The 23,727-nt window shown below is 64.4% G+C and carries 20 protein-coding genes and 1 pseudogene; 11 read left to right on the forward strand and 10 right to left on the reverse strand.

Annotated elements, in window-relative coordinates:
• Window positions 1–134 precede the first annotated feature (134 nt).
• Window positions 135–1,281: pseudogene (locus tag HWY30_RS10305) on the forward strand (nucleoside hydrolase).
• Window positions 1,282–1,320: 39 nt separating this feature from the next.
• Here HWY30_RS10305 and HWY30_RS10310 read toward each other — a convergent pair.
• Both HWY30_RS10310 and HWY30_RS10315 read right to left on the reverse strand, forming a co-directional pair.
• A complete protein-coding gene (locus tag HWY30_RS10310; RefSeq protein ID WP_090806031.1) occupies window positions 1,321–2,277 on the reverse strand; it encodes a LysR family transcriptional regulator in 957 nt (318 codons plus the stop codon).
• 739 nt (window positions 2,278–3,016) lie between these two features.
• Window positions 3,017–4,069 carry an NAD(P)-dependent alcohol dehydrogenase gene (locus tag HWY30_RS10315; protein ID WP_090806029.1) on the reverse strand — a complete coding sequence of 351 codons (1,053 nt, stop codon included), beginning with the start codon at window positions 4,067–4,069 and terminating at the stop codon, window positions 3,017–3,019.
• A gap of 337 nt (window positions 4,070–4,406) precedes the next feature.
• On the opposite strand from HWY30_RS10315, the gene HWY30_RS10320 reads away from it, so the two are divergent.
• Window positions 4,407–5,375, forward strand: coding sequence for an AraC family transcriptional regulator (locus tag HWY30_RS10320; RefSeq protein WP_026225869.1), 969 nt, complete (start codon window positions 4,407–4,409; stop codon window positions 5,373–5,375).
• Here the strand turns inward: HWY30_RS10320 and HWY30_RS10325 are convergent.
• From HWY30_RS10325 to HWY30_RS10335, 3 genes are read right to left on the reverse strand one after another with little or no spacing between them, the layout of a single operon-like run.
• Entirely contained in the window at window positions 5,372–6,178 is an 807-nt protein-coding gene (locus HWY30_RS10325; RefSeq protein WP_090806027.1) for a molybdopterin-dependent oxidoreductase, read from the reverse strand. The two genes, HWY30_RS10320 and HWY30_RS10325, sit on opposite strands and share 4 nt — an antisense overlap.
• Window positions 6,175–6,825 carry a cytochrome b/b6 domain-containing protein gene (locus tag HWY30_RS10330; protein WP_090806025.1) on the reverse strand — a complete coding sequence of 217 codons (651 nt, stop codon included), beginning with the start codon at window positions 6,823–6,825 and terminating at the stop codon, window positions 6,175–6,177. Before HWY30_RS10330 ends, HWY30_RS10325 begins: the two co-directional genes overlap by 4 nt.
• A 43-nt stretch (window positions 6,826–6,868) precedes the next feature.
• Complete coding sequence (locus HWY30_RS10335; RefSeq protein WP_090806023.1) at window positions 6,869–7,510, reverse strand: hypothetical protein; 642 nt, start codon at window positions 7,508–7,510, stop codon at window positions 6,869–6,871.
• A gap of 232 nt (window positions 7,511–7,742) precedes the next feature.
• Here HWY30_RS10335 and HWY30_RS10340 point away from each other — a divergent pair, with 232 nt between their 5' ends.
• From HWY30_RS10340 to HWY30_RS10350, 3 genes are all read left to right on the forward strand, one after another.
• On the forward strand, window positions 7,743–8,414 hold the full coding sequence (locus HWY30_RS10340) for a heavy metal response regulator transcription factor (RefSeq protein ID WP_090806021.1): 672 nt from the start codon (window positions 7,743–7,745) through the stop codon (window positions 8,412–8,414).
• Window positions 8,411–9,811, forward strand: coding sequence for a heavy metal sensor histidine kinase (locus HWY30_RS10345; RefSeq protein WP_090806019.1), 1,401 nt, complete (start codon window positions 8,411–8,413; stop codon window positions 9,809–9,811). Before HWY30_RS10340 ends, HWY30_RS10345 begins: the two co-directional genes overlap by 4 nt.
• 104 nt (window positions 9,812–9,915) lie before the next feature.
• Window positions 9,916–10,218, forward strand: coding sequence for a putative quinol monooxygenase (locus HWY30_RS10350; RefSeq protein WP_090806017.1), 303 nt, complete (start codon window positions 9,916–9,918; stop codon window positions 10,216–10,218).
• A gap of 46 nt (window positions 10,219–10,264) precedes the next feature.
• On the opposite strand, the gene HWY30_RS10355 is transcribed toward HWY30_RS10350, so the two are convergent.
• The gene (locus tag HWY30_RS10355) at window positions 10,265–11,263 is read right to left on the reverse strand and encodes a sensor domain-containing diguanylate cyclase (protein ID WP_090806016.1); all 999 of its coding nucleotides are present in this window, start codon (window positions 11,261–11,263) and stop codon (window positions 10,265–10,267) included.
• A gap of 123 nt (window positions 11,264–11,386) precedes the next feature.
• Window positions 11,387–12,145, reverse strand: coding sequence for a GntR family transcriptional regulator (locus HWY30_RS10360; protein WP_090806013.1), 759 nt, complete (start codon window positions 12,143–12,145; stop codon window positions 11,387–11,389).
• A gap of 269 nt (window positions 12,146–12,414) precedes the next feature.
• Here HWY30_RS10360 and HWY30_RS10365 point away from each other — a divergent pair, with 269 nt between their 5' ends.
• The 5 genes from HWY30_RS10365 to HWY30_RS10385 all read left to right on the forward strand — a co-directional run bounded on the left by HWY30_RS10365 (window position 12,415) and on the right by HWY30_RS10385 (window position 17,990).
• Window positions 12,415–12,756, forward strand: coding sequence for a UxaA family hydrolase (locus HWY30_RS10365; protein WP_208524309.1), 342 nt, complete (start codon window positions 12,415–12,417; stop codon window positions 12,754–12,756).
• A gap of 20 nt (window positions 12,757–12,776) precedes the next feature.
• Complete coding sequence (locus HWY30_RS10370; protein ID WP_425199366.1) at window positions 12,777–13,052, forward strand: Ldh family oxidoreductase; 276 nt, start codon at window positions 12,777–12,779, stop codon at window positions 13,050–13,052.
• A 221-nt stretch (window positions 13,053–13,273) separates the two neighbouring features.
• The gene (locus tag HWY30_RS10375; RefSeq protein WP_090810064.1) at window positions 13,274–16,225 is read left to right on the forward strand and encodes a molybdopterin-dependent oxidoreductase; all 2,952 of its coding nucleotides are present in this window, start codon (window positions 13,274–13,276) and stop codon (window positions 16,223–16,225) included.
• Window positions 16,226–16,246: 21 nt separating this feature from the next.
• Window positions 16,247–17,017, forward strand: coding sequence for a 4Fe-4S dicluster domain-containing protein (locus HWY30_RS10380; RefSeq protein WP_090806011.1), 771 nt, complete (start codon window positions 16,247–16,249; stop codon window positions 17,015–17,017).
• Window positions 17,018–17,036: 19 nt separating this feature from the next.
• Window positions 17,037–17,990: a dimethyl sulfoxide reductase anchor subunit family protein gene (locus HWY30_RS10385; RefSeq protein ID WP_090806010.1), complete on the forward strand. Its 954-nt coding sequence runs from the start codon at window positions 17,037–17,039 to the stop codon at window positions 17,988–17,990.
• A gap of 57 nt (window positions 17,991–18,047) precedes the next feature.
• Here HWY30_RS10385 and HWY30_RS10390 read toward each other — a convergent pair whose 3' ends face one another.
• Both HWY30_RS10390 and HWY30_RS10395 read right to left on the reverse strand, forming a co-directional pair.
• Entirely contained in the window at window positions 18,048–20,633 is a 2,586-nt protein-coding gene (locus tag HWY30_RS10390; protein WP_090806006.1) for an adenosylcobalamin-dependent ribonucleoside-diphosphate reductase, read from the reverse strand.
• Between the two features lie 283 nt (window positions 20,634–20,916).
• The gene (locus HWY30_RS10395; protein ID WP_013091570.1) at window positions 20,917–21,204 is read right to left on the reverse strand and encodes a DUF3331 domain-containing protein; all 288 of its coding nucleotides are present in this window, start codon (window positions 21,202–21,204) and stop codon (window positions 20,917–20,919) included.
• Between the two features lie 343 nt (window positions 21,205–21,547).
• On the opposite strand from HWY30_RS10395, the gene HWY30_RS10400 reads away from it, so the two are divergent.
• Window positions 21,548–22,642 (forward strand): AI-2E family transporter, encoded by a 1,095-nt coding sequence (locus HWY30_RS10400; protein ID WP_090806004.1) that lies wholly within the window; start codon window positions 21,548–21,550, stop codon window positions 22,640–22,642.
• Window positions 22,643–22,699: 57 nt separating this feature from the next.
• Here the strand turns inward: HWY30_RS10400 and HWY30_RS10405 are convergent, their stop codons facing one another.
• A complete protein-coding gene (locus tag HWY30_RS10405; RefSeq protein WP_090806003.1) occupies window positions 22,700–23,578 on the reverse strand; it encodes an alpha/beta hydrolase in 879 nt (292 codons plus the stop codon).
• Window positions 23,579–23,727 lie beyond the last annotated feature (149 nt).

The raw sequence follows: 23,727 nt of genomic DNA on the forward strand, positions 1-23,727 counted from the left end.
GACGTTGCAGTGGCGTCGCGAGCCGCTTTTGCGTGTGCTGTCGTTGCCGCGCTGATCATTCGTCATTCATACGGCTTGCGCCTATGATGGTTTCCTTGTCCGCGTCACTCGGCGGCATTCCAAACGGGGCATCGATGGGGCGAATTCTCGTGGCATTGATCTGGGCGGCAAGCGTGACAATCACACTCGATCTCACGGCTTGCGCCAGCAGCAGTCTCGATGCCCGGAGCGATCCGCCGAAGGGTGATCATCGACAGCGACTACAACACGCTCGGCGATGACGGCCAGCTCGGGGTGATGGCCGCGCAATTGCAGGCGCAGGGCGCGCTGAAAGTGCTCGGCATTACCGTGGTGTCGGGCAATCAGTGGCTGAAGCAAGGTGTTGCCGATGCGCTGAAATCGGTCGAACGACTCGGCGTCGAACAACAGATCGGCGTCTATGCGGGCGCCAACTACGCACTGACGCACGACTTCAAAACGATCCAGCGGGAACTGAAGGAATTCCCCGGCGGCGATGGCTATGTTGGCGCATGGAGCAAGCCCGAGCCGAAATCGGCTAGCGACCTCGTCGCGCCGCCGGACGGCTTCGCGACGCACACGAAGGTGCAGAGCCAGAGCGCGATCGACTTCATCGCCGAATCGGTCGAGCGGTACCCGGGCGAGGTGACGATCCTCGCGATCGGCCCGCTGACCAACATCGCGTTGGCCACGCGCGAGCATCCCGAGATCGTGCCGCTGATCAAGCAGATCATTTACATGGGCGGCGCGATCGACGTGCGTGGCAATACCACGCCCGCCGCCGAATTCAACTGGTGGTTCGATCCCGCAGCGGCGAAAGCGGTGCTGCGTCTGCCGATCAAACAGACGGTGATTCCGCTCGACGTGACGGATACCGTGAAAATGGACAAGGCACTGTACGATCGCGTCGCGCACGATCCGGCGAAGCAGACCATCATCACGCAACTGTTCAGGACGCTGAACGGCTACGGATACGACGGCAAGAACGGCTTCGAGACCAATCCGAACTACACGACGAACATCTGGGACACGCTGACGCTCGCTTATCTGATGCATCCGTCGTTCGCGACGCAGACCGTCGAGGAGTGGGTGGATGTGGATACGGGCTTCGGCGCCAACGATGGCAAGGCAAGGGGCTACACGAGTTCGCCGCCGCCGGGTTTGCAGAAGATGACGGTCGTCAAACGATTTGATAATCCGGCGTTTTTTAATTTCTATGTCGATCTGTTGACGCGGCCGGTGCCGGTGCGGCCGTTGGACTAGCCAACGCGCGAGCGCCGCGCGCCCGGACCCGCACCCGCTTCACGCGGGATGCAGGCCGCGCAGCAACTGACGCACGCGCGACAGATCCTGCTCGACGTGGCCGGCTTTCTCGAACAGCTCCGCGAGCCAATCGACGAACGCGCGCACGCGCGGCGACACGCGGCGGTTCTTCACATACGCGACCGAGACCGGCATCGGCACGGGTTTCCATTGCGGCAGCACTTCATGCAGCAAGCCCGAATCGAGGTAAGGCTGCGCGGCGATGCGCGCGGGCTGGATCATGCCGAGGCCTTGCAGTCCGCAGGTCAGGTACGCCTGTTCGTCGCTGACTTGTACGAAGCCGTTGAGCTTGACCTTGCGCGCTTCGCCGCCCACTTCGAAATCGAAGTCGCATTCGCGGCCGCTATGCGGCGACACGCAGTTGACCGCGACGTGCGCGCGCAGATCATCGAGATCGGCGGGCGTGCCGTGGCGGGCCAGGTAGGCCGGACTCGCGCAGGTGACCTGATCGAGCGTGCCGAGTTGCCGCGCGACGAGATTGGAATCGGGCAATTCACCGAGCTGGATGCTGCAGTCGATTGCTTCGGCGACCAGATCGACGGTGCGGTTGCTGACGCCGATCGCGAGGTCGAGGTTCGGGTAACGGGTGTGGAAGTCGTCTAGCGACGGGAGCACGATTGCACTCGCTACCGCGCTGGGCATTTCGATGCGGAGGCGGCCGGTCAGGTTGTCGGTCGAATTACGGAGGCTGGCTTCCATTTCGTCGATGTCGGCCAGGATTTGCGCGCAGCGTTCGTAATAGGCGGCGCCCTCCGGCGTGATGCTCAGGCGGCGCGTCGTACGGACTAACAGCGCTGTGCCCAGCAGGGCTTCCAGGTTCTGGACGATCGTCGTCGCCGTTGCGCGCGGAATGTTTAATGACTCCGCTGCGCGGGTGAAGCTGTTGGTGTCCACAATTCGGATGAATGTGCGCATTGCAGTTATTCTGTCGATCACTGGGATGCTCCAAATGGTTTTCTCTTTTTTTGCCTGCGGCGGATTTGTCTTTGTTCTTGTGGTGTTGGCCTTTCCTTGCTGACTTATCGGTCTATTAGCGTTGCCCCTGTGCGGGGCGGCACCTACTTTCTTTGCTGCTGCAAAGAAAGTAGGCAAAGAAGACAGCTCAAACCGCCAATTCTTAAGCGGGCACCGTGCTCCACGAATGGCAGTGGTGCATCTGGAATCCGTGCCCCCGCACATTCCACGGCAGTGACAAAGCCGTCATCCATCCCACTCCGCACTACGTGCGTCGCGGACGCGTACGCAAGGGAAACCAGGCTGTTTTTTTATGTTAGTGGGACCATCGGCTGCGCCTCGGCGACGCGCCGAAACGACCAATGGTTTGAGAACAGCGCTTCGGCGCGCGCAGCGCCGCCGGAAGAATGATGGCCTTGTCACTAACGCGGAGTGTGCGGGAACACAGATTCCAGATGCACCACTACCCGAGGTGGACAAAGGGACCCGCTTAAGAGTTAGCGGTTTGAGCTGTCTTCTTTGCCTACTTTCTTTGCAGCAGCAAAGAAAGTAGGTGCCGCCCCGCACAGGGGCAACGCTAATAGACCGACAAGAAATCAAGGAAAGGCCAACGCCCTAAGAGCACAGAAAAAAGGGCGAAGGCAAAAAAACACAACAACAAAACAGAACCCCGCGCCGCAGGCGCAAAAAAACCACCCGCTGCACGGCCAAAAAGTTGCTATTACTTCTGCATCGAATCCATATCAACCACAAACCGATACTTCACATCGCTCTTGAGCATGCGCTCATAAGCTTCATTGATCTTCTGCATCGGAATCATTTCAATATCGGAAGTAATGCCATGCTCGCCACAGAAATCGAGCATCTCCTGCGTCTCGGCAATACCGCCAATCAGCGAACCAGCAAGGCGCCGCCGCTTGAAGATCAGATTGAACACCTGCGGCGACGGATGATCGTGCTCCGGCGCACCCACCAACGTCATCGTCGCGTCACGCTTGAGCAGATTCAAAAACGGATTCAGATCATGCTGCGCAGCCACCGTATTGAGAATGAAATCGAAGCTATTCACATGCGCTTCCATCTCCTGCGGATTCTTCGAAACCACGACTTCATGCGCGCCAAGCCGCTTCGCATCCTCGATCTTCGACGGCGAAGTCGTAAACAGCACGACATGCGCGCCCATCGCCCGAGCCAGCTTCACACCCATATGGCCGAGTCCACCGAGGCCGACGATCCCGACTTTCTTGCCCGGGCCCACGCCCCACGTACGTAGCGGCGAATACGTGGTGATGCCCGCGCACAGCAGCGGCGCGACACCCGCGGCGTCGAGATTCCGCGGCACGCGCAGCGTAAAAGCCTCATCGACGACCAGTTGCGTCGAATAGCCACCGTAAGTGACCTGTCCGTCGACGCGATCGACACCGTTATACGTGCCCACCCAACCGTTCTCGCAATACTGCTCGAGACCTTCCGCGCAGCTCGAACAGGTGCGGCACGAATCGACCAGACAGCCGACCGCGACCAGTTCACCGACCTTGTACTTCGTCACGTTCGGACCAACCGCGGTCACACGGCCTACGATCTCGTGGCCCGGCACGACCGGGTAGATCGTGTTCTTCCATTCGTTGCGCGCCTGATGCAGGTCGGAATGACACACGCCGCAGTACAGCACTTCCATCTGCACGTCGTGGGCGCGGGGTGCGCGGCGCTGGATTTCAAATGGGGCGAGCGGCGCGGTCGCGTCGGTCGCTGCATAGGCATACGTCGTGCTCATGGATGACTCCAGCAAAGAGGGTGATGGCGCAACATGCGACGCGCCGACGATGCGCAACACTGGGTTGCGGATGCGGCGGGCCGCAGCATGAACCGGGATCGGGGCGCGAGCGTTGGGGGCCGCCGTTGGCAAGCTGTCGGCGCATGGCGGTCGATGACCGCGCACGCTGCGCGCGTCGAAAAAGGCGATCCGGCAGGGTTCCCATCTTAGGGACCCGGCGCTGCCCGGGGAATACCTGATCGTCTTGAAGGTTTGCCTAAAACTCCGGAGGGGCAGCGCGACAGGCTGTTTGATGCTAAATTTCAAGCATTATTCTCTTGGCCGTCGCCATATCGTCATGTCCACTCAAGCTGTCGGTTCCATTCCGGAAGACCCCGCGCAACGCCGCTTGCTCGAACTGTTCAACCTGCTCGCGCCGAATGCCGGCATGACGCGCTCGAGCCTCGAAGGCGTCAGCCTGCTGCGCGCGAATCGTCCGATGCCGCGCATGCCGGTCATGTACGAGCCGAGCATCGTGATCGTCTGTCAGGGGCGCAAGCGCGGCTATCTCGGCGATCAGGTGTTCCAGTACGACGCGCAGCAGTACCTGGTGCTGTCGGTGCCGTTGCCGTTCGAATGCGAGACCGAGGCAAGCGAACAGGAGCCGTTTCTCGGCATGTCGGTGCGCGTCGATCTGACGATGGTCGCCGAACTGCTGATGGCGCTCAACGAAACCCAGGGCCTCGCGCAATACGAACCGGCCGGCATGTATTCGACGCCGCTCGATGCCGCACTGAGCAGCGCGGTGCAGCGTCTGCTGGAGGCGCTCGCGTCGCCGCTCGACGCGCAAATCCTGGCGCCTGGCATCGTCCGGGAAATCTGTTATCGCGTGTTGACCGGCGAGCAGGGCGGCGCGATTCGCGCGGCGCTCACGCATCAGAATCACTTTGGCCGCATCGCGAAGGCGCTGCGGCGCATTCATGCGGACTACCACGCGTCGCTCGACGTCGATACGCTCGCGGCCGAGGCCGGCATGAGCCTCGCGGTGTTTCATGCGCAATTCAAGGCGGTCACCGCGACCTCGCCGATGCAGTACGTGAAGACCACGCGTCTGCATCACGCGCGTCTGTTGATGGTGCAGGATGGCTTGAATGCGGGCGCGGCCGCCGTGCGGGTCGGTTACGAAAGCGCGTCGCAGTTCAGCCGCGAGTTCAAGCGGCTGTTCGGCCTGAGTCCCGTCGACGAGGTCAAGCGCATGCGCGTCGCTCACGATGCGCCGCCGCCGCGCGCGCACAAGCCGGTGCCGCGTTATGTGACCGCGGTCTAAAGCCCGCTGAACCAGTTGTAGCCCTGATCTTCCCAGTAGCCGCCCGGGTTCGTGTTGGTCACGAAGATCGCGGCGATGTGCTTCGGGTTCTTGAAGCCGAGCTTGGTCGGCACGCGCAGCTTCAGCGGATAGCCGTATCTGGCCGGCAGCGGCGCGTTGCGGAAATCGAGCGTCAATTGCGTTTGCGGATGCAGCGCGGTCGCCATGTCGAGGCTCGAGTAATAGCGGTCCGCGCATTTGAAACCGACGTAGCGCGCGCTCAGATCGGCACCGATCAGTTCGAGAAACGTGCGAAACGGCACGCCGCTCCATTGTCCGATCGCGCTCCATCCTTCGATGCACACGTGACGCGTGATCTGCGAGACCTGCGGCAACCTGCGCAGCTGCTCGAGACTCCAGCCGCGTTTATCCGCGACGAGCCCCGATACTTCGAGCCGATAGGTCGAGCCGTCGATATCGGGCGCGTCGAACTCGGGATAGAACGCGTTGAACGGAAACGGATCGGTGACATCGCGCGCCGAATAGGTCGGCGCGAGTTTGTTGCGATTGAACAGCCACGCCTGCACGCGGTCGTTCCAGCGCGACATCGCCCATAGCACCTTGTCGACGGAATCGTTGTCCTGCAGGTTGCAGCCGGACAGCATCGCGAGCGCGCCGATCGATAGCGACGAGCGCAGAAACAAGCGGCGTTGCAACTGCTCGATCCGCGGCCGGTGCTCGGCAAGCACGATGCGTGAGCGGCGCGCGTCTTCTGTATTGGCGTGCGTATCGTTCGCCGTGTCGGTTCGTTGCGGGGCGCTCATGCGCGAGTCCTCTGGGAGGCTTGATCGATGCGCTGCGCATTGCGCCGGGCGCGTCCGGTGACCATCGGCGGCAACGTGCGCGGCACCAGCAGCACCAGCAGCAGATGCACGACGACAAAGCCGACCACGCCGGCCATCGCGACGAAATGCACGCGGCGCGCAAAATCGAAGCCGCCGAACAGCGCGGTTAGCCACGACAATTGCACCGGCTTCCAGATCGACAGTCCCGATGCGACCAGCAGCACGCCGAGCAGCAGTACCAGCAGATACAACGCGCGCTGCACGGCGTTGTACTTGCCGGTTTCGTGCGGCAGTCTTAGGCGCAACGCGAGCGCCGCGTCGCGCGCCAGCTCGCGGGCACGCACCGGCAGCAGCTTGCGACGCAAATGGCCGCTCGCGACGCCATACGCGAGATACAGCAGGCCGTTCGCGCACAGCAGCCACATCGCCGCGAAGTGCCATGCGATCGAGCCGCCGAGCCATCCGCCGACCGTCGCCCACACGGGGAACCGGAACGGAAAGATCGGCGACGCGTTATAAATCGCCCAGCCGCTCATCACCATGCAGACCATCGCGAATGCATTGATCCAGTGCGTCACGCGAACGACGAGGGGATGAACGACCAGAAATGCTTGCGAGTCGGGCATAGTCTTCAAAGACGAGGGGGAGGAAGACGAACGACGCGCCGCTTTACATCGGCGGCGTCACGCCATGCTCGCCGGCCGAAATGAAATTCGCCGCCATCGCGCCGTCCGCTTCCTTGTGCGCGAACAGCACGACCTTCGTGCCGGGCGTGAGCAACGCGCGGTTGCCCGGCTCCAGACTGACGATGGGCACGTCCTGCGGAATCACGATCTTCTTCTCGCCATCCTTGTACTTGATGGTAATCGTGCGGCCGTTGCTGACCACGAGCGAGCCGACCGTGCCGTTCGTCATCGTGCTGTTCGCGCCGAGATCCCACGGCCGATGACCTTCGCCCGAACCGCGCATGCTCGGCGGGAATACATGCACTTCGAGCGCCTTCAACGTGCCGTCGGGCTGCGGAATCGCGGCGGTGCCGACGTAGCTGTCCGGCTTGATGTCGCTGACGTTGGCGAGCGTGACGCCGCGAATCGGCGTGTCGGCGGCCAGCTTCACGTCGACGTCCTGACCATTGCGCGTGTGGACTTTGAGCAGATCGCCCGACAGCGACGTCACCGTGCCGCGCACGCCGGTCGGCGCGGCGGTCTGGGCCGAAGCCGCGAACGTCGTCGCGAGCAGCACGGCGGCGAGTGCGGGGACGGCGAGGGCGCGCAGCGTTCGTGCGCGGGCGATCTTCATACGGGTCTTCATGAGGCAACTCCAGGAAGGGATGCAGCGTGGTGGACGGTGCGTTCAGACTAGCCGTCGCATCGGCTCGTCAGAGTGACGGGAGGATGACAAAAACGTCATCAAGGGTCGATGGCGGCCACGTAGAATGGCCGCCGGGAGCGCTGCGGTTGTTCTCGAGCGCTGTCATCAGGCTTTTTTGCGCGGGCGAGCGCGGCCTTTACGGTCGCATCGCGCGAGAGGAGCAGTGAGCATCATGAGCATTCTGGTCATCGAAGACGATCCGAAAACCGGCGACTATCTGAAGAAGGGCCTGCGCGAGCATGGCTACGCGGTCGACCTCGCGCGCACCGGCACGGACGGCCTGCATCTGGCGCTCGAGCATGAATACGAACTGGTCGTTCTCGACGTGATGCTGCCCGGCATCGACGGTTGGGAAATCATGCGGGCGTTGCGTGCGCGGCGCGATCTGCGGGTGATTTTCCTGACCGCGCGCGATCAGGTCAGCGACCGCATTCGCGGTCTCGAACTCGGCGCCGACGACTACCTGGTCAAACCGTTTTCGTTTACCGAGCTGGTGCTGCGCGTTCGCACGCTGTTGCGCCGTGGCGTAATCCGCGAGAGCGACGTGTTCGAAGTCGCCGACCTCAAGCTCGACGTATTGCGCCGCCGGGTCACGCGCGAGGGCGTCGACATTGCGCTGACCAACAAGGAGTTCATGCTGCTGCATCTGCTGGTGCGCCGCGAGGGCGAAGCGCTGTCACGTTCGCAGATCGCGTCGGAAGTGTGGGACATGAACTTCGATAGCGACACCAACGTGGTCGACGTGGCGATCAAGCGCTTGCGCGCAAAGGTCGATCACCCGTTCGGGAAGAAGCTGATTCACACGGTGCGCAGCATCGGCTACACGTTCGGCGACGGCGCATGAAACTCTGGAGCGAACGCTCGCTGATCGCGCGCACCACGTTGCTGTTCGCACTGATCGCCTGCGCGGTGATCGGCTCGCTCGGCGCGTATTTCTATCATTCCGCCGAAGTCTCGCTGCAACGCCGCGCCGACGTCGTGCTGAGCGGCCGTGTCGAGCATTTCAGCCGCATCGTGCACGACCTTTATTCGGTCAGCGAATTAAAAAAGCGCCCGCTGCTGTTCGAGACGATGCTCGGCGCGGAAGAGGACGTGCTGATCTTCCGGCGGCCGGGCGAAGCGCCGTTCGTCGACGTGAATCCGGGCAGGCTCGCGGTGCCTGATCTACAGGTCGGCCCGGCGGGCAATCCGCCGGGTGCCGCCGACATGCGTCAAACGCGCCTCTCCGACGGCGTGCCGGTGCATTGGGCGATTGCGACCGCGACAGCGCGCGAGGATGGCGCCGAAGTCGCGGTGATCGCAGGCCATCCGATGACGAACGAAATGCGCATGCTGGACGAATACCGCAACCGCATCGTGCTGGCGACGCTGAGCGGCATGCTGGCCGCGACGCTGCTCGCTTACGGCGTGCTGCGCCGCGCGCTGCGACCGGTTCGCGAGATCGCCACGCGGGCCGCGCAAATCAGTCCGACGAACCTGGCGGTCCGGCTCGACGACGAAGCGGCGCCGGTGGAACTGCGTCAACTTACGCAGGCGTTCAACGCGATGCTCGATCGTCTCGCCGACGGCTATCAACGCCTGCAGCAGTTTTCCGCCGATCTCGCGCACGAGATTCGCACGCCGGTCGGCGCGCTGGTCGGCCAAACCCAGGTGGCGCTCGCGCAGCCGCGCGAAGCCGACGAATATCAGCACCTGCTCGAATCGAATCTCGAGGAGTTGAATCGCCTGAGCCATATCGCGGAGAACATCCTGTTTCTCGCGCATGCGGATCATGCGGCGTTGTCGATCGAGCGGCAGCCGGTCGATCTGCGTGGCGAGCTCATCAGGATCGCCGACTATTTCGAAGGCCTGGCCGACGAACGCGGGATGCGTTTCGAAGTCGACGCGGCGGGCGTCGCGTCTGCCAATCCGATGCTGTGCCGCCGCGCCATCAACAATCTGGTCGTCAACGCGGTGCGTTACGGCGCGGGCGACACGATCGTGCGCCTGCGCGGCGCGCAGGACGAAGCAGGCGCGCTGGTGACGGTCGAAAACGAGGGCGAGCCGATTCCCGCCATGCAACTCGACCGGCTGTTCGACCGCTTCTATCGCGGCGACGCGGCGCGCAGCGCGTTCACCGAATCGAACGGACTCGGGCTCGCGATCGTGAAGGCGATCATGCATCTGCATGGCGGCAGCGCGCGTGTGGTGTGTCCGCTGCCAGGCGTCGTGCGCTTCGAGCTGCGCTTTCCGGGCGCGTGACTTGCTAGCGGGGTAAGTCCGGCGCCGCCTCAGCCGACGCCGCCTATACTTTTCAAAGCGCTTTGAAAGGACCGTTCGCTGCCGAACTCACCAGGAGTCGCATCATGGTCAAGCTCGCTTTGTATGTCCGTCTGGAAGCCAAGCCCGGTAAGGAAAAGGAAGTCGAGGCGTTTCTGCTCGGCGGCCTGCCGCTCGTCGAGCAGGAGCCGGCCACCGCCGCGTGGTTCGGTCTGAAGCTCGGTCCGTCGACGTACGCCATTTTCGACGCGTTCGAAGACGAAGCCGGCCGCGACGCGCATCTGAACGGCAAGGTCGCGGCCGCGTTGATGGAGAAGGCGGGCGAGCTGTTCGCGTCGCCACCGAGCATCGTCAAGCTGGATGTGCTCGCGGCCAAATTGCCGGGCTGAGGTTGAGCGTTGCGTTGGCGTGGTGAACGCCTGACGCCGGCGAGCGTTACTTCGCCGCCGCGTCCGCCCCCGGCTGCGCCCCGTAGTGCGCGCGCTTTTCCTCGTACATCAGCAGGTCGGCGCGCTGCACGCCCGCTTCCAGCCGATCGCCGCGCTGGCAGGTTGCCGCGCCCATCGAGAAGCTCAGCGGCGAGCCCGGATAGAACTGGTTGTTCATCTCGACGAGCTGGCGGATCGCGTCGATCATCGCCGCGCCGCCGCGCTCGTCGGTATCGGGCATCAGGATCGCGAACTCGTCGCCGCCGATGCGGGCCGCGTGGAACGGTGATTCCATCGCCTTCGCGAGCACTTCGCCGGCACGCCGCAGCAGCGCGTCGCCGGCCGCGTGACCGAGCTGATCGTTCACGCGCTTCAGGCCGTTCAGGTCGGCCATGATGATCGTCACGGGCCACGGTCCCTTGCGTTCGAGCCGGTTCAGCTCGTCGACGTAGAACGAGCGGTTGCGCAGCTTGGTCAGCACGTCGTGCTTGCCGAGGAATTCGAGGTAGGCCTCGGCCTTCTTGCGCGCGGTGATGTCGGTCAGCGCGACGAGTACGAGGTCCCAGTCCTGTTCGTGGCCTGGCAGCACCGAGAATTGCAGGTGTACGTGCACCTCGTTGCCGTCGAGTGAATAGTTGAGCACCTCGCGCTGCTGGAACAGCTTGTTGTCCCATAGCTCGATCAACTGCTCGCGGAAATGCGGACGCATGTCGTCGCGGAACACCGAGGCGAGATTGCTCGTCAGCATGTCGAAATCGGCGGCCTCGAATTGCGTGAGCGTCTGGCGATTGACCTTGATCACGCGGATGCGATGAGCGCATTCGGCGATGCGGCGCGGGTCTTCGGCGAAATGGGCGCGCAGATCGGTCACGCTGGCGGCTCGCCACGCGTCGAACAATGCGCGCACGCCGCTGAAATCTTCGAGCCACAGCGACACGGGCGCGAGTTCGAACATCCCGGAGTCGTCGTTGATGGGCGCGGAGCCGCTCGTGAGGGTATCCAGCATGAGGTTCTCGGGGGCGGAAGTGCGGCTATTTTAGACAGGTTGGCGCCGGCCGAAAATGAAAGACGATTGGCCTGTCGTTTTTGCGCAGATGTGATATGAAGCGCAGGCGGCGACCGAGGTCCGCTATTTCTGATCGTCGCGCGCCGCGCGCGTGCCGATGTACTCGTACTCCTCGGTATTGAGCCGCGACATGCGCAGTTCGACCGCGCTGCGGTGATACGAGTACGCGATGCGCCGGATCTCGAGCAGCGGCGCGCCGACTTCGACGCCTAGTTGTGTGCTTTCGAGCTCATTGGCGAGCGCAACGCTCACATGCTCATCGGTCTCGACCACGTTGATGCCGAAACCGTCCTGATAGAAGTTGTACAGCGTGTTCGGCCGGTTGCGTAGCTTGCTTTCCGTCAAGCCGGGAAACAGCGCTTCGGGCACGGTGATATGTTCGATCAACACGGTCTTGCCGTGCAGCGCGAGCCCGTTGACGAACTGCAGAACGCGCGCGCCGGTGTCGATGCCGAGCGCGGCGGCCGCCTCGCGCGAGGCACGCGCCTTCCTGAACCCGATCAGCGTGACGACCGGGTAGGCCTTGTCGCCGTCGCGCCGCACGATGCGAAAGAAGCGGAAGAAGTGCCGGTCGCGCTGATGCATCGCCACGAACGTGCCGAGCCCCTGATGACGGATCAGAATGTTCTCGGCGCACAGTTCGTCGATGGCTTTGCGCAGCGTGCCGATCGACACGCCGAAGCGTTCGGCGAGGCGCTTTTCCGAAGGAATGCATTCGCCGCCTTTCCATTCGCCGGCCGCGAGCGCCGCGAGAATCGCGCTCTTGACCTCCTTGTACCGTGTGCCTCCCACTGCGGGCGCATTGATCGCGAGCGTGCTCATGAAAACCTCTGGGATACGCGAGTCGTGCCGCTCGCCGGGGTTGAACCTGCCCTGATTCTAAACGACCAGGTCATCTAATCCATCTGGATGAATCGTATGTTGTCGGTGAATCGCGACAACGGCCCGGTTCTCGCCCAGTCGTCTAACACATATATATGACCTAGTTGACATTGGGTAAGTCGCCGCCTAATATCGATTCACCGCGGCGCACCTGGCTGCGCTGCCCCGGCGGCACCCTCACCGCATTCAAACTACGAATGGAGAAGCTCATGGGCAATCCCACGGCAGACATCAACGACACCGCAGCGGGTGCGTCGGCGCCGCGCAGAACGATCCACATCGTGCTGCACGAGGCGAAAGACACGGTCGGCGTGGCGGTGGTCGAGGGCATCAAGGCGGGGACGCTGCTCAACGCATGGATCATGGACGACGACGAAATCGTCACCGTGCCGGCGAAGCAGGACATTCCGATCGGTCACAAGATCGCGCTGAAGGACATGGCCGTTGGCGACACGGTGTTCAAGTACGGCGTCGACATCGGCAAGGTGGTCGCGCCGATCAAGGCCGGCGAGCACGCCCACGTGCACAACATCAAGACGAAGCGCTGGTAGGCCGAGCAGCGCCGCGCGCGCTGAGCGGCGCGAACTTCGGCTGCGAAGCGGGCTCGTTCCTGACCGAGGAGGGCGAGCGCTCGCGCATCGGCCACCTGTTCTGGGTGATCGACCCGGGCGCGCTGGCCGGCGACGACGCGTATCTGTCGCGTGTCGAGGCGCTGATCGAGATGATGCTGATGGATGACGACGTGCGCCTGCCCGGTTATCGCCGGGAGCAGCTTGCGCAGGCCGCATACGAGGAGGGCGTCGAAATTCCGGATGCGCTGATCGCGCAACTGGAGGGCCGCGCTTAAACGAGCGTCCCAGCGCACCCAACCGATCTCACCCGACTGGACACGCCGTCGAAAAAAAGCGCATAGCTGAAAGCGAAACCGAAACTATCGGTGCGCCAGATAGTTTTGCTCGCAAATCGCGATTTCCCTTGTGAGGCAGGTGCGAATACGATGGTCGGTATCGTATGAGCAGCGCGTATGACGCGCGCTTCGGCCCACCAGAAGCAACGACGGAGATGGCCATGGAGCACCACGCCCGCACGCAGAACGAACGGCTCGATGTCAAGACCACCACCTGCTACATGTGCGCGTGCCGCTGCGGCATCCGGGTGCATCTGCGCGACGGCGAGGTGCGCTATATCGACGGCAATCCGGAGCATCCGCTCAATCAGGGCGTCATCTGCGCGAAGGGTGCCTCCGGCATCATGAAGCAGTACTCGCCCGCGCGCCTTACGCAGCCTTTGATGCGCAAGGCCGGCGCGCAGCGCGGCAGCGCGCAGTTCGAGCCGGTCTCGTGGGACACCGCGTTCGACGTGCTCGAAATGCGTCTCGCCGCGATTCGCTCGAGCGATCCGAAGAAGTTCGCGCTGTTCACGGGCCGCGACCAGATGCAGGCGCTGACCGGCCTGTTCGCCAAACAGTTCGGTACGCCTAACTATGCGGCGCACGGCGGCTTTTGCTCGTCGAACATGGCGGCCGGCATGATCTATACGATCGGCGGTTCGTTCTGGGAATTCGGCGGACCGGATCTCGACAGCGCGAAGCTGTTCTTCATGATCGGCACCGCGGAAGATCATCATTCGAATCCGCTGAAGATCGCGATTGCGAAGTTCAAGCGCGCGGGTGGCCGCTTCATCGCGATCAATCCGATCCGCACCGGCTATGCGGCGATCGCGGACGAATGGGTGCCGATCAAGCCTGGCACCGACGGCGCGCTGTTCATGGCGTTCCTGCACGAACTGATCGCCGCCGACGCGTGGGATCACGAGTTCGTGCAGCGCTACACGAACGCGGCGGAGCTGATCGATCTCGACGAAGCGAGCGAAAACTTCGGTTTGTTCGTGCGCGATCCCGAACGGGCCGAAGGCAATCCGCTGTTTCCGCAGAATCATCTGTGGTGGGACCCGGCCACCCAGCGCGCGGTGCCGCATCATGCGAGCGGCGTGAGGCCCGCGCTCGACGGCCGTTACACGCTCGACAACGGCAAGCCGGTAACGCCGTCGTTTGCATTGCTGCGCGAGCGCGTCGCCGAGTGCACGCCCGAATGGGCGGCGGCGATCACCGGCATCGCGGCCGAGACGATCCGCCGGCTCGCGGGCGAGATGATCGAGACGGGCCGCCGGCACCGCATCACGCTGCCGATCCGCTGGACCGACGCGTGGGGCGAAACGCATGAGACGGTCACGGGCAACCCGGTCGCTTTTCATGCGATGCGCGGGCTCGCCGCGCATTCGAACGGCTTTCAGTCGATCCGCGCGCTCGCCGTGCTGATGTCGCTCCTGGGCACGATCGACCGGCCCGGCGGCTTTCGTCACAAGTCGCCGTTCCCGCGCGCGGTGCCGCCATCGGCGAAACCACCGAACGACCCCGCCGCGGTGAAGCCCAATACACCGCTTGCGACGGGCCCGCTAGGCTGGCCCGCCGCGCCCGAGGATCTGTTCATCGACGAGCACGGCGCCCCGGTGCGCATCGACCGGGCGTTCTCGTGGGAATATCCGCTCGCGGTGCACGGCGTCATGCACAGCGTGATCACCAACGCGTGGCGCGGCGATCCGTATCCCATCGACACGCTGATGATTTTCATGGCCAACATGGCGTGGAATTCGTCGATGAACACGATGAAGGTGCGCGAGATGCTCGCCGACAAACACGCCAACGGCGACTACAAGATTCCGTTTCTCGTCGTGTGCGACGCGTTCCAGTCGGAGATGACCGCGTTCGCCGATCTGATCCTGCCGGACACGACTTACCTCGAACGTTACGACGCGATGTCGATGCTCGACCGGCCGATCTCCGAGTTCGACGGCCCCGTCGATTCGGTGCGTGTACCGGTCGTGCCGCCGACCGGCGAATGCAAGCCGTTCCAGGAAGTGCTGATCGAACTGGCGTCGCGCCTGAGGTTTCCGGCGTTCACCAATGCGGATGGCGGCCGGCGCTTTCGCGACTATCCGGACTTCATCGTCAATCACACCACGTCGCCCGGTTCCGGCGTCGGCTTTCTGATCGGCTGGCGCGGCAAGGATGGCGACAAGGCGCTCGTCGGCGAGCCGAATCCGAATCAATGGGAGCAGTACGCGAAGAACAACTGCGTATTCCATTACCGCTTGCCCGAGACCTTGCAGTACATGCGCAACTGCAACGGACCGTATCTCGACTGGGCGGTCAAAAACGGTTTCCGCAAATTCAGCGAACCGATTCTGATCCAGCTTTACTCGGACGTGATGCAGAAGTTCAGGCTCGCCGCGCAAGGACGCACGAGCGGCCGGCAGCCGCCCGACCATCTGCGCGAGCGCGTCGACAGGTACTTCGATCCGCTGCCGTTCTGGTACGCGCCGCTCGAAAGCGCGGCGACGGATCTCGCGCGATTCCCGCTCGCCGCGGTCACCCAGCGGCCGATGGCGATGTATCACTCGTGGGATTCGCAGAACGCGTGGCTGCGGCAGATTCATGGGGAAAACTACCTTTATGTGAATCCGAAAACGGCGAGCGCGAACGGCATCGCCGATGGCAGCTGGATCTACGTCGAATCGCAATGGGGCCGCGTGCGCTGTATGGCGCGCTACAGCGAGACCGTCGAACCGGGCACCGTATGGACGTGGAACGCGATCGGCAAAGCGGCGGGCGCATGGAATCTCGGTCCCGACGCGAACGAATCGCAGCGCGGCTTCCTGCTCAATCACCTGATCACCGACGAGCTGCCGGGCTGCGACGAGGCACCCGCGCGCATGTCGAACTCCGATCCGGTGACGGGCCAGGCCGCCTGGTACGACGTGCGCGTGCGCATCTATCCGGCCGAAGCCGACGCGCGGCACACGCTGCCGCAGTTCGAGGCGATGCCCGAATTGCCCGGCGCGGTTGCACAGAAGAGCGTGGTGTCGCGCATCGTCCAGACCTATTTCGCGGGACGCGGAGAATTCGCGGCTCGCCTGCGCGGGACGTTGCGCCGCGCCGAACATAACGGCGACGACCGCTAAAGCCACGGCAAGGAGCTTGCAATGACCCAGATGGCGCTGGTGATCGATCTGAACGTATGCGTGGGATGCCAGGCGTGCGTGACGAGCTGCAAGGAGTGGAACACGTCAGGCGAATCGGGCAGCCTCGCCGATTTCAATCCGTACGACGCGGACCCGTCCGGCACGTTCTTCAACCGTGTGCAGAGTTTCGAAGCGGGCAGCTTCCCCGACACGGAGATGATCCATTTCCCGAAGTCGTGCCTGCATTGCGAGGACCCGCCGTGCGTGCCGGTGTGTCCCACGGGCGCGAGCTACAAGCGCAAGGAAGACGGTCTCGTGCTGGTCGATTTCGATCGCTGCATCGGCTGCAAGTATTGCGCCTGGGCGTGCCCGTACGGCGCGCGCGAACTCGACGAAGCGCGCAAGGAGATGACCAAGTGCACGCTGTGCGTCGATCGCATTCATGACGAGCATCTGTCCGAGCGCGATCGCAAGCCGGCCTGCGTGCTCGCATGTCCGACATCCGCGCGGCTGTTCGGCGATATCCACGATCCGGAGTCGGTGGTGTCGCAAGCGATCCGCGAGCGCGGCGGCTATCAGTTGATGCCGGAGTGGGGCACGCGCCCCGCGAATCACTATTTGCCGCGCGTGCCGATCACGTCCGCGAGTTGCGGCGGCGACGGGTGCTCGTGCAAATCGTCAGGAACGACCACCGGCGATGTCATGCACACGCCGGGCTCGCCCGACTCGCAGCTCGAGGGGCAGCTCGCGCATGGCGAAGTGCATCTCGCGTCGATCGCGAAGCGCATTTGAACGACAACGAGGCCATACGATGAATCCGGCTTTTTCCGTAGTCTTCCTGACCACGCTGAGCGGCGCGGCGCAGGGGCTGTTGATCGCGCTTGTCGGTGTCGAGAGTGCGGCGTGCCTTGGCGTCGTCGCGCAACCCGCCGCCACCGCGTTCTACGTGAGCGGCGCGGCGCTCGCGGTGCTGCTGGGCGGTCTTGGTCTGATCGCGTCGTTCTTCCATCTTGGCCATCCGGAACGCGCGTGGCGCGCGATCGCGATGTGGCGCACCTCGTGGCTGTCGCGCGAATGCCTGTGCCTGCCGGCGTTCCTGGCGTGCGCGTTCCTGTATGGCGTCGCGCACTGGCTCGGCTCGCCGTGGTCGCTCGCGCTCGGCTGGCTCGGTGTGCTCGCGAGCGCCGCGCTGTTCGTCTGCACCGCGATGATCTATGCATGCCTGCGCTTTCTGCAGGAGTGGGCGACGCCGCTGACGCTGGTGAACTTCGTGCTGCTCGGCTGCGCATCGGGCTTGACGCTCGCGACCGCACTGAGCGCATGGTTCGCGCCCGCGCTGACGGCGGGACTGGCGGTCTGCGCGTGCCTGCTGACGCTCGCGGGATGCGCGAGCCGCTACGCGTCGCTCATGCGCAATGCGCGCTTGCGGCCGAAATCGACGGTGCAGAGCGCGACGGGCATCCGCAATCCGAAGCTCGTGCAGGTGTCACGAGGCTTCACCGCCGGTGCGTTCAATTTGCGCGAGTTCTTTCACGGCAAATCGGCGCGGACGTTGCGTGGCGTCAAATGGGGCTTTCTCGTGAGTGCGTTCGTCGTGCCGGTCGTGTTGATCGTGCTGGGCGCGGGGCTGCGTTCGCCCGGCGGGTCGTTCGGCTTGCTGGCCGCGGCTTGTCTCGTGCAGTATGCGGGGCTCGTGGCGGAGCGCTGGTTTTTCTTCGCGGAGGCGAAGCATCCGCAGAATCTTTACTACGCGAGGGTGGGGTGAGGCATAGCCTTCAACGAGCGCGTTTGGCCTCCGGGCCAGCGCGCTCCTCGCCTCACACTACCCGCACGCCCCCACCTCCCCGCACGCGGTACAAAAATCGCAGCCGTCCTTGCGAATCACCGCATTCGCGCCGCACGAAGCGCATTTGCGTCCGAGCATCGTGTGCAGTCCTTGCGTGCCGTTCGGCTGCAGCAAGGTGTCGGCGCTATCCGCTGGATTCGGACGGATGCCGAAATCGGCGGACAGCGCCATGTCGGTTTTCATGTGCCCGCGCGGCAAACGCGCGAGCATCCGCGACGCGACCTGATTGCCCTCGGCGTCGAGAAAGCCGCGTCGATACAGGATTTGCTGGATCGCGAACGCGAGCGCGGCCACTTCGGAATCGTGCCAGCGCGGCGCGCGGTGACCGTCGAGACGCTGCACGTCGCCAAGCCGCACCTGTCCGCGATCCCATGACACCTTGCGCATATCCTGCAGATTGCGCGCAACGAAGCCGCCGCGCGCGGCCAGCGACAGCGAACGCATCGTCGCGGTGATCCACTGCTGCGACTCGTCGCGCTGACCGGTCGGAATGAAGAACTCGATCGGCCGCTCGATCGTCACGTCCTCGCCGCCGAGCCGCCCCGTCACCTCGATGAAGGACGCCGCGACGTACAGCGACTTCTTGCCCGCCTGGGTCAGATACTCGACCTTCTCGATGATCGCCGGCAACTCGCCTCTGGGCCGATGATCGATCGCGATACGCAGCGGGTCCTGGTCGATCTCGGCGAGCGTGTCGTCGGCCTGCGCGGGCGTCACGCTCAGCACCGCGCCGAGCGTGTCGTTGGGGCGATAGGTGGCAAGGCCCTTCAGCCCGCTTTTCCATGCATCGAAGTAGAGGCTTTCGAACGCGTCGAACGGATAGTCGGCTGGCACGTTGACGGTCTTCGAGATCGACGTGTCGACGTATGGCTGGACGGCCGCCATCATGTCGAGATGGTCGCGCGCCGACATCTGCAGCGCGCTGACGAAATAGTCGGGTAGCCGGCTCACGTCGCCGCCGAGCTCGCGATAGAGCCGGTACGCGTAGTCCTCGACGTCGAACGATTCGCGGCCGCCGTCGGCCATCACTTTCACGCGCGTATAAGTCCACGAGAACGCCGGCTCGATGCCGTTCGACGCGTTGTCGGCGAACGCGAGGCTCACGGTGCCGGTCGGCGCGATCGACAGCAGGTGGCTGTTGCGAATGCCGTCGCGGCGGATCGCCTGCTGAATGTCATCGGGCAGGCGCGAGGCAAACGTGCCGGCTTCCAGATAGCGCGCGGCGTCGAACAGCTCGAACGCGCGGCGCTCCTTCGCGAGTTCGACCGAGGCGCGATACGCCTCGTCACGCATCAGCCGCGCGATGCGCACCGCGAAATCGCGGCCTTCCTGCGAGTCGTAGCGCAGGCCCATCATCACGAGCGTATCGCCGAGGCCGGTGAAGCCGACGCCGATGCGCCGCTTCGCGCGCGATTCGTCGTATTGCTGCGGCAGCGGCCACAGCGTGACGTCGAGCACGTCGTCGAGAAAACGCACCTGCGTGCGGGTGCGCCGCGCGAGGCCGTCCCAGTCGAACGAGGGCTGGCGGCCCTGCAACTGCGCAAACGGATCGACGACGAAGCGCGTCAGATTGAGCGGCCCCAGATTGCAGCAGCCGTACGCGGGCAGCGGCTGCTCGCCGCACGGATTGGTGGCGCGGATCGTTTCGACGGCGCGCAGATTGTTGTCCTCGTTCATCCGCGAGATGAACACGATGCCGGGCTCGGCGACGTCGTACGTCGAGCGCATGATGCGGTCCCAGATCGCGCGCGCCGGGTGTTCGCTGTAGACCCACAGGCCGTCTTCGCGCTGCCGCACGTCGCCGGCCGCGCGCAGCGCCGGCGACGGCTCGGCGCGATGGACCAGTTGCCACGGCTCGTCGTTTTCGACCGCGCGCATGAACTCGTCGGTGACGCTGACCGACACGTTGAAGTTGTTCCAGCGTCCCTTCGAATGCTTGGCCTCGATGAATTCGAGCAGGTCGGGGTGGTTGCAGTCGAGCACCGCCATCTGCGCGCCGCGCCGCGAGCCCGCGCTTTCGACGGTACGGCACGACGCGTCGAACACGTCCATGTAGCTGCACGGACCCGAGGCGGACGAACTCGTGGTGTGAACGCGCGCGCCCTTCGGCCGGATCGCGGAGAAGTTGTAGCCGACGCCGCCGCCGCGCCGCATCGTTTCGGCCGCCTGCAGCAGCGCCACGTAGATGCCGGGCAAGCCCTGTTCATCGACGCCCTGGATCGAATCGCCAACCGGCTGCACGAAGCAGTTGATCAGCGTCGCGGCGATGCCGCTGCCCGCCGCGCTCATGATGCGGCCCGCGCCGAGCGCGCCGTGGCGCATGTTGTCGACGAACTGTTCCTCGACCGACGCGCGCAATTCGGGCGGCTCGGCCTCGGCGACGCCGCGCGCGACGCGGCGATATACATCGTCGGCCGATTGCTCGTCGCCTTTCGCATACTTTTCGAGCAGCACGTCGAGAGAGAACTGCTGCGGCGGGATTAGCAAAGCGGGAGGAGCGGAGGAGGCGGGAGGCGTGGAAGCGGCGTTGGCCGCGCGGGTTTGCGGCGTGTCTTCTGCCATGATCGTCCCTCAAACGGCGTCGCGGCGGGCGCGGCGCGGTGGTGGAAGGCGCGCGGCCGGCACCGGATAGCGAGCCGGCGGTCGGGCGGGCGCAACGAGTCCACCTTAACGCACGAGGCGCGGGGCGGCAACCGGCAGCGGGGCCGGCGCGGCGCCGCATCGTGCGATGCCGCGGCCGCCGGGCACGCGCTCGCTAAGGGCACGTGGGCAGTAGGGAGATCGCCCCCGGAACAACGGGTTGAAACCCGCGCTTAGTGCGCGGGACTCGGGAACGTTCCGTGCGTCAGGCCGCTTCAAGCAGCGGTTCGAGGATTTCCGCGCAGATCATCGCGGACGCATTCGACGGCGCCGGGCGCTCGGCCGGCTTGAACACCGGGTCACCGCGACGGATCTTGCGGCGCGACACCGCGCAGGTGCCGGAAGAATGCGCCGAGCGACGGCGCCAGCGCTGCTCACCGTAGTGGCAGCGGCCCGGCTCGACCCAGCGGATCACCAGCGTCGTGTCGGAGCTCTCGAGAATTTCGATGCGTACGCCATTGCTACCGTCGAGGGGGATGGACTCCAGGGTCATCATCGGCTCCGTGTTGTGGAGTGCCGAATGTAGTCCCGCGCGCGCCGGATAGCTATTGTGTCACCGTTGAAACACCGTTCCGGAATTTGCAATAATCAGACTTGACATTAGCGATTCGCCGAAATGACAGGCGTTGCAAGCATTTTTTATGTAATTTTTTAATAAGGCATATTTTTGCAACGCTGTGTTGCCTGTGGCGCGACGAGGCGGGCGGCCGGGAAAGAGGCGGCAACGCTTCCTTTAAGATGTCGAATGTCGGGCGGCGAACTGAGCCGTCAGTGTAGCGGGTTTGAATTTTTCAGGTCGGCTCGCGCGCACACCGTTCAAAAACACAAGAGTTCACATGATTCCACGCCCTCCCGCCGTCCCCCCCAACTCTCCCGAAGCGTCGTCCGTCGCCGCCGAGCGCCTGAAAAAGCAGAAGGCCGCATCGATCGTGCTCTATATAGGTCTCGCGCTGCTCGCATTGTGGGTGGTGCGCGATTTCATCGTGGTGGTGGCGTGGGCCGGGGTCGTCGCGATCGCGCTGTGGCCGCTGCTGCACAAGGTGGCGGGCAGCCACTGGTTCAAGGGGCGCGCGACCTTGCTCGCGACGGTCTTCACGCTGGTGATCGCCGTGCTCGTGCTGCTGCCGGTCGGGCTCGGCATCGCCCAGGCGCTGCGCGAGGCGCACGAGCTGAACGACTGGTTCCGCAGCGTGCAGGAGAACGGCATCGCGCTGCCGGACTTCATCAACCGTCTGCCGTTCGGCGTGCAGCAGATCACTTCCTGGTGGCAGGCCAATCTTGCTCAGCCGCTGCGCGACTCGGCCGCGATGAAAGGCTTGCACAGCAATACGGTGATGACGCTCGGCCGGCTTTTCGGCGCGCGCGCCGCGCATGCGGCAATGGTGTTCGCGTTCATGCTGGTCACGCTGTTCGTGATTTTTCAGGCGGGGCCGCGGTTGTCCGGCTCGCTGCTGAAGGCCGCGCGACGCGGTTTCGGCGATAGCGGCGCGGACCTCGTCGCGCATATGGGTACCGCGGTGCGCGGCACCGTGTCGGGGTTGATCGTGGTCGGCGTCGGCGAAGGCCTGCTGCTTGGCGTCGCCTACTTCGCGACTGGGCTGCCGCATGCGGCGCTGCTCGGCTTCGTCACGGCGATCGCCGCGATGCTGCCGTTCTGCGCGCCGATCGTGTTCGGTCTTGCGGCGCTGTGGTTGCTCGTGCAGGGCTCGATGGTCGCGGCGGCCGGGCTGCTGGTGTTCGGCGCGGTCGTCGTGTTCGTCGCCGAGCACTTCGTGCGGCCTGTGCTGATCGGCAACTCGACGCGCCTGCCGTTTCTGCTCGTGCTGTTCGGCATTCTCGGCGGCGCGGAGACGTTCGGGCTGCTGGGGATTTTCATCGGCCCCGCGTTGATGACGGTGCTGATGGTGCTGTGGACCGATCTCGTGGAGTAGCGCGGGCGTCGAGGGACGCGGGGCTGGGCGGCCGTGCGCCTCGCGTGCCGCGCCGGCTCAAGGGCGCTGATTCGACGGATGCTCCTGCGCCGGCGGCTTCACGCAGCCGAGCGTGTATTTGAGCGCGGCGGGCAACAGCGCGCTCCACACGTCCCACGTGTGGCCGCCGTCGATGATGCGCAGCGCCGCCGGATTGCCCGCGAGCCGCAGGTGCGTGTATAGCTGCGAGGCGTTGGCCTGGATCTCGAGGTCGTCGTCGCCGGATGCGATGAACATCGGCAGGCGGTACGCCTGGCTCATGTAGCGGTCCCACTGCGCCGGATAGTTGAGCTCGTGCCACACGCGCGGATCGAACTGGCGCTCGCCGAACACGCCGACCCGCCGCGCCGCCGACGCGCGCGGCGGCTCGTTCGCGTAGATCGCCGGACTGAGCAGCAGCGCGCCGCAAAACATCTCGGGCTGCGTCAGCGCGTAGCGCAGCGCGCCGAAGCCGCCCATCGACACGCCGCCGATCATCCGGCCGCCGCGCTGCGTCGCGACCGCGTAGTGCGTTTCGATCTCGGGCAGCAGATCGTCGAAGAACGCGCTCTCCATCTTTTCCTTGCGGTCGACGTACCAGTCCGTGCCGCCTTGTGGCATCACGATGACGACCGGGGCAATCTCCTTGCGCTCGATCAGCGTGTCCGCGGCGTTCTGCAAATGACCTTGCGTGAGCCAGTCGTTGGCGTCGCCGTTATTGCCGTGCAGCAGGTAGAGCACCGGCAGGCGCGGACCGTCCGCGCGATAGCCGCCCGGCAGGTAGATCGTGTAGTTCCAGTCGCGGCCGAGCGCATCGGAATGGAAGCTGCGGCTCGCGACCGTGCTCGCGAACGCGAACGCGGGCGCGCCGACGGCGAAGGCAAGCAGTGCGAGGGCGAAACTGAGGAATCGACGCATGTCAGTAGGGAAGGCCGGCGGGCGCGGGACTCGCGCGCGGCCGTCATGCTATCAGCATTGGCGCCAGATTTGAGATGGAAAGTGGCGCAGAGAAGGACGGCGCTTTATGCGCGCAAAGTTCTTCGGGCGCCAAGGGGACGTCAAGGGCC

The sequence above is a fragment of the Paraburkholderia tuberum STM678 genome (assembly GCF_902833905.1).
Taxonomy (GTDB): domain Bacteria; phylum Pseudomonadota; class Gammaproteobacteria; order Burkholderiales; family Burkholderiaceae; genus Paraburkholderia; species Paraburkholderia tuberum.